The organism is Streptomyces sp. NBC_00376, assembly GCF_036077095.1.
GTDB lineage: Bacteria > Actinomycetota > Actinomycetes > Streptomycetales > Streptomycetaceae > Streptomyces.
The window spans coordinates 4746986-4759719 of the sequence record NZ_CP107960.1 but is presented as its reverse complement, the minus strand read 5'-3'; the positions used below and the strand labels follow the sequence as shown (position 1 = coordinate 4759719).

Here is a 12734-nt window from a genome sequence, read left to right as displayed (position 1 = left end):
CACTTTTCTGTCACGTGGTCTGAAGCAGTCCGGTCGCCAGGCCGATCACCACGGGCGCCACCCCGACCATCAGGAAAGCGGGCAGAAAGCAGAGCCCGACGGGACCGGTGATCAGCACGCCTGCCCGCTGGGCGCGCGCCACGGCCGCACTCGCACGTTCGGCCCGCATCGCCTCGGCCAGCCGCGCCACCGGCTCCGCTGCCGGAGCCCCGGTCGACCCCGCCCGCTCCAGGCAGCGGGCCAGCGCACTCGCACCCGGTATCTCCCCGAACCGCCCCCAGGCCGCCGCAGGTTCACCACCGAGCCGGATTTCCGCGGCCGTCCGCGCCAGGCACCTGCCGACGGGCCCGCCCAGCGACTCGCCCACCGCCTCGGCCGCCTCCCGGGGCCCGGCCCCGGCGGAGATGCAGGCCGCCAACAGGTCGGCCGCCAACGGGAGCTGACGTGCGGCCTCCGCCATCTCCGCGAGTCCGGCCCCCGGTTCGGTGCTGCGCCGGCCCCGCTGCCACCGCCAGGCGCCGTACGCCCCGAGCAGCCCCGCCGCGCAACCCGGCAGGCCGCCGACCAGGACCCAGCCCACCGCCACAGCGCCCAGCGGCGCGATCCACTCCTTCACCCGGGCTCCGGGCGCCGCATGTCCACGCCCACCCCAGCGCTCGCGCCGGCGTTCCGGCCAGCCGATCGCCAGCAGCGCCGCGCCCCGGCGGCGCACCGCCCGCCTACGCCCGAGCCCTGCCAGGGCAAAGGCCGGACAAGCGACCGCACTCACCACCGCGCACACCGCCGCCACCCGGTGGACGGCTTCGTGGGCGACCCCGCTCACCCCGCCTCCCCCGCCCGTACGATCCGGGCCGCCCAGCAGAGGCCGGCCGCCTCCAGCAGTCCGCCCGCCACCAGACAGACCAGCCCGGCCGGGGTGTGCAGCAGCACCCGCAACGGATCGGCCCCGAGCGCCGCCCCCAGCCCCAGACCCAGCACCGGGAGCAGCGCCAGCACAGCCACCGTCGACCAGGCACCCGCCAGTTGGGCCCGCAGTTCCTCCCGTCTGCGCCGCTCGGCCCGCAACGCGCCCTCCAGGCGGTCCAGCCCCGCCGCGAGCCCGGCCCCGCCGTCGACCGCCACCCGCCAGCAGGCCGCCACCCCGGCGAGTCCGTCCAGCCCCGGCTCCCGCGCAGCCTGAGCGAGCGCCCCCGGCACGTCCCCACCGAATCGCGCCGCAGCGGACACACTCGCCTCAGCCGCCCCCATCACCCCGTTGCCTCGGAGGGCGACGAGCAGCGCCTGCCCTGGTTCGTGTCCGGCCCGCAGTTCACCCACGGTCGCGCCGCACAGCGCCACCACCCCGGCTTCCCGGCGCTCCCGCTCCTTACCCAGGGCCCGCCTGCGCAGCCACCGCCGCACCAGCGGCACAGCCGCCGCCCCGCCCAGCAGCGGCAGCACGGACTCCCCCAGCACGGCGACGACCAGCGCCACCGGGAGGCACAGCCACTCCCGCCGCTCCCTCGACCGCTCCAGCAGCCACGCCACGGCCTGCTCCCGGAGCACTCGCAGCGGCGGCCGGACCTCCCCATCGGCAAACAGCACCCGGACCCTCCGCCGGCCATGGTCCTGCGCCGCCACCAGCCAGGCCGCCGTCCCGACGCACAGGGCCACCGCACCACTCACGCCCACCGACAGCCCCATCGGCGCATCCCCCGTCACAGCGCACCCCCGATCAGCGACCGCAGCCGCTCCCAGCCCCGCTCCCGCACGAATCCATCGGCGCCCCAGCGCAGCGCGGGCACGGTCACCACCAGTCCCGCCGCGTCCCGCTCCAGAACCTGCACCTCGGCGATCCGCCGCTGCCCGGCCCGGTCCCGTACTAGATGGACCACCACCGACAGCGCGGCCGCCAACTGGCTGTGCAGCGCCTTCCGGTCCAGCCCCGCCGCCGTCCCCAACGCCTCAAGACGGGCCGGTACGTGCTCGGCCGCATTGGCGTGGACCGTCCCCGAGCCGCCCTCGTGGCCGGTGTTCAGAGCGGCAAGGAGCTCGGTGACCTCCGCGCCCCGCACCTCTCCGACCACCAGCCGGTCGGGCCGTATCCGCAGGGCCTGCCTCACCAGATCCCGGAGGGTCACCCGGCCCGCCCCCTCCTGGTTGGCGGGGCGCGACTCCAGGCGCACCACATGCGGATGGTCCGGCCGCAGCTCCGCCGAGTCCTCTGCCAGCACGATTCGCTCCCGTTCCCCGACCGCGCCCAGCAGACTCGACAGAAGAGTCGTCTTCCCGGCCCCCGTCCCTCCACTGATCAGATACGAGACCCGGGCCTCCACCAGAGCCCGCAGCACCCGGTCACCGCCCGGCGGCACCGTCCCCGCCTCGACCAGCTCCGCCAGCGAGAAGGCCCTGGGCCGAACCACCCGCAGCGACAGGCACGTCGAGCCGACGGCAACCGGCGGCAGCACGGCATGCATCCGGGTGCCGTCCGGAAGCCTGGCGTCCACCCAGGGGCGGGCGTCGTCCAGCCGCCGCCCCGCCACGGCGGCCAGCCGCTGCGCCAGCCTGCGCACCGCGGCCGCGTCCGTGAAGGTCACCTCGGTGAGTTCGAGACCGCCGCCCCGATCCACCCACACCCGGTCCGGCGCGGAGACCAGCACATCCGTCACCACCGGATCTGCGAGCAGCGGCTCCAGAACCCCGACCCCTACCAACTCGCCCCGCAACTCATCGGCCGCGCCAAGTACTTCGGCGTCCCCGAGCAGCCGCCCCTGGGCCCGCAGCGCCGCCGCGACCCCGGCCGGCGTCGGCGCCGTGCCACTCTGCGCGAGCCTCTGCCGTACGGCATCGAGCAGCGTCTGGGTCATGACGCACCTCCACCGTCTCGTCCTCCCGCGCCTTCCGGGGCGAGCGCCCGCTCCCAGAACGCCGCGCAGAACCGGGCCAGCGGACCGCGCGCACTGCCACCCGGTGGCGCGCCGCCGTCCTGGGCGGCCAGCAGCCCGGTGTCGATGGGGAGTTCACCGGCGAGCGGCAGCCCCAGCGCCTGTGCCACCCACCGCTCGTCGAGGCCCGCCGCGTACGGCCCGCGGGACACCACTCGAAGGTCGTCCAGGATCATCCCGACCATCGACGCCACACGCTTCGCCGCCGCGACCGCGCGAAGTTCCCCCGGGACCACCAACAGCCCGAGGTCCAACTGCGCGAGCGCCTCGGCCACCGATTCGTCGACCCGGCGCGGCAGATCGACGACCACCACCCCGCCGAGCCTGCGCGCGGCGGCCAGCACGGCCTGTATGGCCTGCGGCGGGATGGTCACGCAGTCGTCGCGGCCCCAGCTGAGAACCCGCAGCCCGTGCAGCGCCGGCAGTGACTCCTCCAGCGCACCCCCGCCGACCCGCCCCTTGGAGTGGGCGAAATCCGGCCAGCGCATTCCCTCGGCCCGTTCGCCACCGAGCAGCACGTCGATGCCACCGCCGAGCGGGTCGCCGTCGATCAGCATCGTCCGCCGCCCGGCCCTGGACGCGGTCACCGCCAGGGCGCAGGCCAGTGTGGACGCGCCCGAGCCGCCCCGTCCGCCGATCACCCCCACGGTGAGCGCCGGCCGGCCCACCCCCTCCGCCGCGTTGGCGATCTGGTCGACGAGCCAGCTCTCCGAATCGGGCAGCCTCAGCACATATTCGGCCCCGATCTCCACGGCTCGGCGCCAGACATCCGGGGCGTCCTGTTCCCTGCCGACGAGCATCACGCCCCGCCTGCGAACCGCCCCTCGGCAGCGCTGGGCGGCATCGTCGCCCACGAGAACCATCGGAGCCTGCTCCCAGCTGCCCCTGTCCTCGGGTGGCGAGTGATGAACTTCCGGTTCCGCTCCGGCGGCCGCACACAGCCTCAGCAGATCGTCGAGCAGTTCCACATCCTCGGTCACGATCAGCGGTCCGCCCTGCCGCCCTCCGGCGGCCGGCAGAGGATCCCGCACGATGGACTCGGCCACGATCTCCGCCCCCCTTCTCACTGCACCTTCATCGCGGTTCGCGGTGATCTCGGAGCGTTCCGGGATCGGCGATTCCACAACCCGCGGACTTCGCGGCTGGAATCACCGTGCAGCGCTTCGGAAAATCGTGTGGATCTTGCTCGAAAACTGTGGACAACTCCACCGTTGTGAATATCTCCGTCGCCCATACCGGCGACTTCCGGAGTGCAGCCCTTCCGCTACGCACCGTTACGAGTCATGGTGGTGAGGGCAGCCCGAGAAGCGGGCCGCAACGACCGAAACGGGGGCGGAATGCTTGATTCCGAACGCCAGAAACGCGTCCGGACATGCGACGACCCCCGCCGGGGGGGAGAGCGGGGGTCGTCCCCACGGCCGACTCGGGGGGGGGAGGAGCCGGACCGGGTTAGCACGGTCGCGAACGATCCGTGACTTCCATGGTGTACCCGAGAGCCTTCTCAGGCAAACCCACGCACCGGAGTTTACGCCGAATGATGTCCCCCTATGCTCTGCCTTGTGGAAAACCGCTTCTTGCCGCGCACAGCCGCCTTCTTTGACCTGGACAAGACGGTCATTGCGAAGTCTTCGACGCTGACCTTCAGCAAGTCCTTCTACCAAGGCGGACTGATCAACCGCCGCGCCGTACTGCGCACTGCGTACGCACAGTTCGTGTTCCTTGCCGGGGGTGCAGATCACGACCAGATGGAGCGGATGCGGGAATATCTCTCCGCACTCTGCAAGGGCTGGAACGTCCAGCAAGTGAAGGAAATCGTCGCCGAGACCCTGCACCAGCTGATCGACCCCATCATCTACGACGAAGCGGCGACGCTCATCGAGGAGCATCACACCGCCGGACGCGATGTGGTGATCGTTTCGACCTCGGGCGCCGAGGTCGTCGAACCGATCGGCGAGCTGCTCGGCGCCGACCGGGTCGTCGCCACCCGAATGGTCGTCGGTGACGACGGCTGTTTCACCGGCGAAGTCGAGTACTACGCCTACGGGCCGACGAAGGCCGAGGCGATCAGGGCCCTCTCGGTATCGGAGGGGTACGACCTCTCACGCTGCTACGCGTACAGCGACTCCGCCACGGATGTACCGATGCTGGAGTCGGTCGGCCATCCGCACGCGGTCAATCCGGATCGCGCGCTGCGGCGTGAGGCGACCCTCCGCGAGTGGCCGATTCTCGTCTTCGACCGGCCGGTCCGGCTCAAGCAGCGACTGCCCGCGTTCTCACTGCCGCCACGTCCGGCATTGGTCGCGGCGGCAGCGGTGGGCGCGGCCGCCGTCACGGCGGGACTGGTCTGGTACTCCTCGCGTCGCCGCGCCGCGGCCTCCGCCTGACGCACTGACGCACCCCTGAGCGAAGACCCGGCGCGACCCCTGAGCGACAGCCCGGCGTGCCGACTCGGCGGCCGGCGCGAAATATCCAACTCGCCCGTAATTGAACCTAAAAGTAAAGAAGTGGGGCCAGCACTACCGCTCACCCCGGCTCTGGAGTACAAATGACTCAACGGCCCGCGAGACCAAGGACATCCGAGAGGATTACCTGTAACGCAGAGACGGCCCCACGGACCGAGCATGAAAACCGAGCACCCACGCGACGTCGACCCGTCGATTACGGGCCAGCCGCACCAGGGAACGGGCAAAGCATCCCGACCTGATGGGCATATATCGAGGACGCATGGTAACTGGGTAGACATGCCAGCGGCGGTACCGAGGACGGTACCGCCGCAACCCTTTTGCCAGGCGGTGAAGTCGACTCGACAAGTCGACATGGCGAAGACAATTCGCGAGTTACCGCGATGAAGTTACCTCGGTGGTTTTATCGCGACGCACACCGCGAAACCGGCACCCGACGGGCTCGCAGCCTCGGGCCGAAATCCAGCCGTTTCCCCATTGCGCGATTTCCACGCGACTTGCACGCGACTTCTTGCGCAGCTTCCACGCGACTTCTTGCGGGACCTCTACGCGGCCCCGCGCTGGAGCGCCTCGCACACCGCCGTCGACTCCCTGACGCCCAGTTCCACGGAGCGTCCGCAATGCGCGATCCAGGCCGCCATGCCCTCCGGCGTCCCCGACAGATAGCCCTCGAACGCCGCGACGTACGCCGCCCGCCCCTGCTCGGCGTGACCCACCTCTGCGGGGCAGATCGATTTGGGGTCGAGCCCGCTTCCGATCAGCACGATCCGCTCTGCGGTCCGCGCGACGAGACCGTTGTACGAACCGAAGGGACGCAGGGCCAGCAGTTCACCGTGCACTACCGCCGCCGTGACAAGCGCGGGCGCCGAAGTGCCGGAAAGAATCAGCCCGGAGAGCCCCTCCAGCCGCCCGGCCACCTCGTCGGCATCCGGCAACGGCGCCTCGACCAGCGGCTCGTCCACGGGCTCGCCCGCCAGCCTCGGCCGGCCGACGGCATCGTCGGGTACCGCTCCGCCGGCTGCGACCAGGTGCAGCCGCGCCAGCACCCGCAGCGGTGACTGCCTCCAGATGGAGAGCAGTTGGCCCGCTTCGGCGGTCAGCCGCAGGGCCGCCCCGATCACGTGCGCCTCGCCGTCACCACTGAAGTCGGTACGCCGGCGCACCTCCTCCAGGTTCCAGTCGGCGCCCGACAGCGCCGCCGAACCACGGGCACCACGCAGCGCCGCTTCCGCAGTGACCTCATTGCTGCGGCGCCGCATGACGCGGTGACCGTAGACCCGGTCGACGGCCTTGCGTACGGAGTCCACCGCGTCGGCGACCCCCGGCAGGGTGCCCAGGGCGGCGAGCGGATCAGGGGCAGGCGTACTCATAAGTAGCGAGGCTACGCGTCCACCGTGCCGATACCGCCCGGGAGTGGCCTTCTTCACGAAGTGTGACAACAGAACGCGATTGCACAGCTACCCTAGGTGAACATGAAGATCGCTTTCGTAGGGAAGGGCGGCAGCGGCAAGACGACGCTGTCCTCGCTCTTCATCCGCCACCTCGCCGCCAATGAAGCCCATGTCGTCGCGGTGGACGCCGACATCAACCAGCACCTCGGGGCCGCGCTCGGCCTCGACGACCAGGAGGCCGCAGCGCTGCCCGCCATGGGGGCGCACCTACCTCTGATCAAGGAGTATCTGCGCGGCAGCAACCCCCGCATCACCTCCGGCGAGACGATGATCAAGACGACTCCGCCCGGCGAGGGCTCACGACTGCTGCGGGTCCGCGAGGACAACCCGATCTATGACGCATGCGCGCGTACGGTCCGGCTGGATGACGGGGAGATCCGGCTGATGGCCACCGGGCCGTTCACCGAGTCGGATCTGGGCGTGGCCTGCTACCACTCCAAGGTCGGCGCGGTCGAACTCTGCCTGAACCATCTCGTCGACGGCCCCGACGACTATGTCGTCGTTGACATGACAGCGGGGTCGGACTCCTTCGCCTCCGGGATGTTCACCCGTTTCGACATGACGTTCCTGGTCGCGGAGCCGACCCGTAAGGGCGTCTCGGTCTACCGCCAGTACAAGGAGTACGCGCGGGACTTCGGGGTCTCTCTGAAGGTCATCGGCAACAAGGTGCAGGGCGAGGACGATCTTGAGTTCCTGCGCGCCGAGGTGGGGGACGATCTGCTGGTCAGCGTCGGGCACTCCGACTGGGTACGGGCGATGGAGAAGGGCCGCCCCGCTCGCTTCGAGCTGCTGGAGGCAGACAACCGGATGGCTCTGCAGGCGCTGCAGAACGCCGCCGAGGACTCGTACGAGCAGCGGGACTGGGGGCGCTACACGCGTCAGATGGTCCATTTCCATCTGAAGAACGCGGAGAGCTGGGGCAACGAGAAGACGGGCGCCGATCTGGCCGCCCAGGTCGATCCCGCCTTCGTTCTCGATGAGCGGTACGCCCAGGACGGCGCCGCTCAACCCGCCTGAATCCTCGGCGCCCCGCCGGACGGGTTCGCCCCTCCCGGAGGAAGCCGTCATCTCGACAGAGCGCCGGGCAGGATCGGATCTCCGGCCCGTCCGGCGCTCGACGCACAGCCCCGCCGTCCGGCCGATCCGGCGCTCGACGCACAGCCCCGCCATCCGGCCGGTCCGGCGCACGACGCGTCGGCCACGGCCGGCCGCGCGGCTCAGCGGCTGTTCTCGTCCTCGCCCGGCCCCGCGTGAGCCTTGTCGGCGCCCGCTGCCCGGCCGGCTTCGGAAGTCCCGGTTCCGTCGAGGAACGCGGACCATCCCTCCTCGGGCGCCTGGCCGACATCGAGCCTGCCGAGCTTCGCCAGCGTCGCCGGGTCCTGCGCGTCCAGCCAGTCGGCCAGTTGCCGGAAGGAGACGCAGCGGACGCCTTCCTTGGTGCAGACCGACGCGATGGTGTCCTCGACTGCGCGCATGTAGGTGCCGCCGTTCCAGGACTCGAAGTGGTTACCGATGATCAGCGGGGCGCGGTTCCCGTCGTACGAGCGGTCGAAGGCCTGGAGCAGGCCGTCACGCATCTGGTTGCCCCAGTACTCGTGCATGCCCGGGTCGCCCTGCGTCTCCGCGCCGGACTGGTTGACCATGAAGTTGTAGTCCATCGACAGGGTCTCGAACTTGCGGCCCGGCACGGGGACGAGCTGCAGCGAGAGGTCCCAGACGCCGTCCTTCTTCTTCGGCCAGACCTGGTTGTTGACCCCGCTGGAGTCGTAGCGGAAGCCCATCGTCCTTGCTGCCGCCACCATGTTCTTCTGCCCTTCCAAGCAGGGGGTGCGGCCGCCGATGAGCTCCTTGTCGTAGTCGAAGGGAAGCGGCTTCTCCGCTTCGAGGCCCGGGTCGTTGGTCTTCCAGCTCTTCACGAAGGACTTGGCCTGGCTGATCTCGCTCTTCCACTGATCGACGGACCAGGTCCCGACGCCGCCCTCGGGACCGCAGAAGTGCCCGTTGAAGTGGGTGCCGATCTCATTACCGTCCTCCCAGGCCCCGCCCACCTGGGTGATGGTGTTCCGGATTCCCTCGGTGTCGTTGAAGCCGATGTCGGAGCTGCCGGCGTTGTGCTTCGGTGGGTCGTAGAGCTCCCGCTTGTCCTCCGGCAGCATGTACACGCCGCTGAGGAAGTACGTCATGTTCGCGTGGTACTTCCTGCCGACCTCACGGAAGTAGGAGAAGAGCTTCTGGCTGTCCTCGCCTGCGCCGTCCCACGAGAACACCACGAACTGCGGCGGCTTCTGACCAGGCGCCAGGCGCTTGGCCACAGGCTGCTTCGGCTGGCTGCCGGTGAACGCGGTGGACCCGTCGCCGATGAGCCGGAAAACGCTGTTGGGCGCGGCCGGGGCTTCAGGGGCCTCCTTCTTCGTCTCGGGAGCCGTCTTCACCTCAGGGGCCCTCTTCGCCTCAGGGGCCTTCTCCGCTTCGGGGGCCTTCTCCGCCGCCCCTGGGCCGGCAGCTCCGGTGTCGTCGCCGGAGCCGCCGGAGCACCCGGCCACTCCCGCAGTCAGCGCGACGGCCACGACGCCCAGGGCAACCCGCCCGGCGGCCGCCCTCTCCGTGGCGGCCCTCCGCGAAACGACTCTCGTCGTGGCAGCCATCGTCCGCCCACCTCTTCCTTGCGGGTTATTCGCGTCGAAATGCCGACACGGCGCGGTCAAGTTCGCACGCGGCCGGTCGAGACCAACAGGACATACCGAATGAAAAGATGCTTATTCACTTGATTGGGTGATCGACTTGCCCATTCGATCACAAGTGTGGACACAGATCTTTACTCTCCATTACGATCTGTTTACTGAGAGTTGAGAAATTCCGCCGCTGCACGCCGTGACCCATGGCCGCGTCCCTACATTCCGCGACCGCGCTGCCCGGAGGAGACGGGAACATGTCTGCTTGCGTCCCCACTCGCCACAACCGCACATCCCGTAGTTCGCGTCCCTCACGCGCCTCGGGAGTCAAGCGACCACACAGCCCGCCGCCACCGCGCGGTGGTCGATTCCGTATCGCGGGCGCCGATCTGTCCGCATCGATCACGGTTTTCCTGCTCGCCGTCCCCATGTCGCTCGGCCTTGCCGTCGCCATGGACGCCCCGCTGGAAGCCGGCCTCATCTCCGCCGCGATCGGCGGCATCGTCGCCGGGCTGCTCGGCGGCACCCCGCTCCAGGTCAGCGGCCCGTCCGCCGGACTGACCGTGGTCACAGCCGAGTTGATCCAGATCTACGGCTGGCGCACCACCTGCGCGATCACCATCGGCGCCGGGCTGCTCCAGATCCTGCTCGGCTCGCTGCGAGCGGCGCGCAGCGCCCTCGCCGTCAGCCCCGCCATCGTCCACGGCACCCTCGCCGGGATCGGCGTGGCCATCGCGCTCGCCCAGCTGCACATCGTGCTCGGCGGCTCGCCACAGAGTTCGGCCGTCGCCAACGCCCTCGCGCTCCCCGATCAGTTGGGCCGGGTGAGCCCGGCCGCCCCGCTCATCGGCGTACTGACCATCACCATCCTGATCCTTTGGCCACGGATTCCGGGCAGGGTCGGCAGAGCCGTACGGCGGATTCCGGCCGCCCTCGCCGCGGTGGTGACCGCTACGGCGATGGCCGCGATCGTCGCGCCCGGGATCGCCCGGGTCGATCTGCCGTCCTGGCGCTCGCACGCCCTGCCCGAAATGCCGCACGGCCCCGTACTCGCCCTGGCCACCGCCGTCTTCACGGTGATGCTGGTGGCCAGCCTGGAATCACTTCTCGCTGCGGTGGCCGTGGACAAGCTGTCGGCCGACCGCACCGCCGAGAGAACGGCCGCCAGACCCGGTGCGGGTGCGATGTCGGCACCCGCCCCGGCGGCAACCTCAACCGGGGCACCCGCACCCGCGCTCGGACACGCACCTTCGACGTCCACTCCGGCCACGACCCTCGCACACGCACCTTCGACGTCTGCTCCGGCCGCGCCCCTCATCCTGCCCGCCAGACGCGCCGATCTCGACCGCGAGCTGCGCGCCCAGGGCATCGCCAACACGCTGTCCGGGCTGGTGGGAGGGCTGGCCGTGTCCGGTGGCGCGGTGCGCAGTTCGGCGAACGTACGCGCCGGGGCGACCGGACGCGCCTCCACCGTGCTGCACGGCGTCTGGGTGCTGCTCGCCACCGGACTGCTGGTCACCGTGCTGGAGTGGATCCCGCTGGCCGCGCTCGCCGCGCTGGTGATGATGGTCGGGATCCAGATGGTGAGTTTCGCCCACATCCGCAACGTCCATAAGCACCGCGAATTCCTGGTGTACGGGGCGACGATCACCGGCGTGGTCGTCTTCGGCGTACTGAAGGGCGTGGTGATCGGCATCGCGGTGGCAGTGGCGGTCGCCCTGCACCGGCTGGCCGGGACCCGGATCACGGTCACCGATCAGGGCGGACAGCATCTGGTCGTCGTGCGCGGCCAGTTGACATTCCTCGCGGTGCCCCGGCTCAGCCGTACGCTCGGCCAGCTGCCCCAGGGCGGGGATGCCGTCGTCGAGCTGGACGGCTTCTTCATGGACCATGCGGCGTACGAGGCGATCCAGGACTGGAGCACCGCCCAGACCGCCCATGGCGGCAGGGTCGTGTTCACCGGCAGGTCCGGCAGCCGGATCGCCGAGCCCGCCTCGGCGGAGCACTCCTGCTGCCGCCCCTGGACACCGTGGCGCAACCATCACTGCCACGACGAACCCGGCCGTGCGCCCGAAGCGGGCCACGGCCCCGGCGAACCGTCCGCTGCCGCCCGCCCCGGCAGCGCCCACGACATCGGCAATGTCAGCGATACCGCCGATGTCGGCAGTATCAGCAATGCCGTCACTACCGGCCACATCAGCCCCGGCGACCACCGCACCGCCCACGACACGGCCCCCGGCGCCCCGGACAACACCCACGCCCCAGGTCGTGAGCCGGCCACCGCAGCCCCCCGCCCGACCGGGGGCAACCGGCTGATCAACGGTCTGAGTTCGTTCCAGCGCAACACCGCTCCGCTGGTGCGCGACGAGCTGGCCCGGCTGGCCATCGAGGGGCAGCGCCCGTCCCAGCTCTTCATCACCTGCGCGGACTCCCGCCTCGTCACCAGCATGATCACGGCGAGTGGCCCGGGCGACCTGTTCACCGTGCGGAACATCGGCAATCTGGTGCCCCTGCCGAACGCCGAGTCGGGGGACCACTCGGTGGGTGCGGCGATCGAGTACGCGGTGGACGTGCTGAAGGTGGAGTCCATCACCGTCTGCGGGCACTCCGGCTGCGGAGCGATGCAGGCACTGCTGGGCGCCGAACCGGACCAGGAGACTCCGGCCACGTCCCTGTGGCGGTGGCTGAGACATGGGCTGCCGAGCCTGGAGCGGATGGCGTCCCGGCACCACGCCTGGGCCCGGATCTCCGGACGGCTGCCGACCGACGCGCTCGAGCAGCTCTGCCTCACCAATGTGGTCCAGCAGTTGGACCATCTGCGGGCACACGAATCGGTTGCTCGGCGACTGGCCGAGGGCACGATCCGGCTGCACGGCATGTACTTCCACGTGGGCGAGGCACAGGCCTATCTGCTGACCGAGGCGGCCAGCAGCGGACTGGAGCTCGACGAGGTCTTCGACCGGGTGGACCCCGGCGACGCCCCCGGTTCCGGCCAGTTGGAACGCACGGGCGTCTGAACCGCATTCGCCCCGGGTCCGTGAGACCTTGTGGTCCTGCCTCCGCACCGCTCCGAGTCGCGCCGCGGCGCATTGCACAGCTCCCTCCGCACTGCGCCGTACCGCGTCGCACCGCACGTGGATGCGGGACCGTGTCTCCATACACGAGACACAGGTCTAAACCAATTCCGGGCAGACACTTGTCACCCGGCCTTTGGCCTGATGAGCT

At 70.4% G+C, this 12734-nt stretch carries 9 protein-coding genes; 3 read left to right on the top strand and 6 right to left on the bottom strand.

Translation table 11 applies throughout. The features are described 5' to 3' along the window. Positions 1–10 precede the first annotated feature (10 nt). The 4 genes from OG842_RS21570 to ssd are packed head-to-tail and all read right to left on the bottom strand — an operon-like array spanning position 11 to position 3904. The gene (locus tag OG842_RS21570) at positions 11–823 is read right to left on the bottom strand and encodes a type II secretion system F family protein (RefSeq protein ID WP_328512440.1); all 813 of its coding nucleotides are present in this window, start codon (positions 821–823) and stop codon (positions 11–13) included. Beyond that, on the bottom strand, positions 820–1683 hold the full coding sequence (locus tag OG842_RS21565; protein WP_266731793.1) for a type II secretion system F family protein: 864 nt from the start codon (positions 1681–1683) through the stop codon (positions 820–822). The genes OG842_RS21570 and OG842_RS21565 overlap by 4 nt, the downstream gene beginning before the upstream one ends. A 14-nt stretch (positions 1684–1697) precedes the next feature. Continuing rightward, a complete protein-coding gene (locus tag OG842_RS21560; RefSeq protein WP_328512439.1) occupies positions 1698–2846 on the bottom strand; it encodes a TadA family conjugal transfer-associated ATPase in 1149 nt (382 codons plus the stop codon). After that, positions 2843–3904, bottom strand: a complete 1062-nt coding sequence (gene ssd / locus OG842_RS21555) for a septum site-determining protein Ssd (RefSeq protein WP_266733733.1) — start codon at positions 3902–3904, stop codon at positions 2843–2845. Before ssd ends, OG842_RS21560 begins: the two co-directional genes overlap by 4 nt. Positions 3905–4471: 567 nt before the next feature. Between ssd and OG842_RS21550 the strand changes: the two genes are divergently transcribed. Further along, complete coding sequence (locus tag OG842_RS21550) at positions 4472–5308, top strand: HAD family hydrolase (protein ID WP_266731790.1); 837 nt, start codon at positions 4472–4474, stop codon at positions 5306–5308. A 623-nt stretch (positions 5309–5931) separates the two neighbouring features. Here OG842_RS21550 and OG842_RS21545 read toward each other — a convergent pair. Beyond that, complete coding sequence (locus tag OG842_RS21545) at positions 5932–6756, bottom strand: oxidoreductase (protein WP_266731788.1); 825 nt, start codon at positions 6754–6756, stop codon at positions 5932–5934. Positions 6757–6858: 102 nt separating this feature from the next. On the opposite strand from OG842_RS21545, the gene OG842_RS21540 reads away from it, so the two are divergent. Then, on the top strand, positions 6859–7854 hold the full coding sequence (locus tag OG842_RS21540) for an ATP-binding protein (RefSeq protein ID WP_266731787.1): 996 nt from the start codon (positions 6859–6861) through the stop codon (positions 7852–7854). 200 nt (positions 7855–8054) lie between these two features. On the opposite strand, the gene OG842_RS21535 is transcribed toward OG842_RS21540, so the two are convergent. Beyond that, positions 8055–9482, bottom strand: a complete 1428-nt coding sequence (locus OG842_RS21535; RefSeq protein ID WP_328512438.1) for a hypothetical protein — start codon at positions 9480–9482, stop codon at positions 8055–8057. Between the two features lie 284 nt (positions 9483–9766). Between OG842_RS21535 and OG842_RS21530 the strand changes: the two genes are divergently transcribed. Further along, positions 9767–12526, top strand: a complete 2760-nt coding sequence (locus OG842_RS21530) for a SulP family inorganic anion transporter (protein WP_266731783.1) — start codon at positions 9767–9769, stop codon at positions 12524–12526. Positions 12527–12734 lie beyond the last annotated feature (208 nt).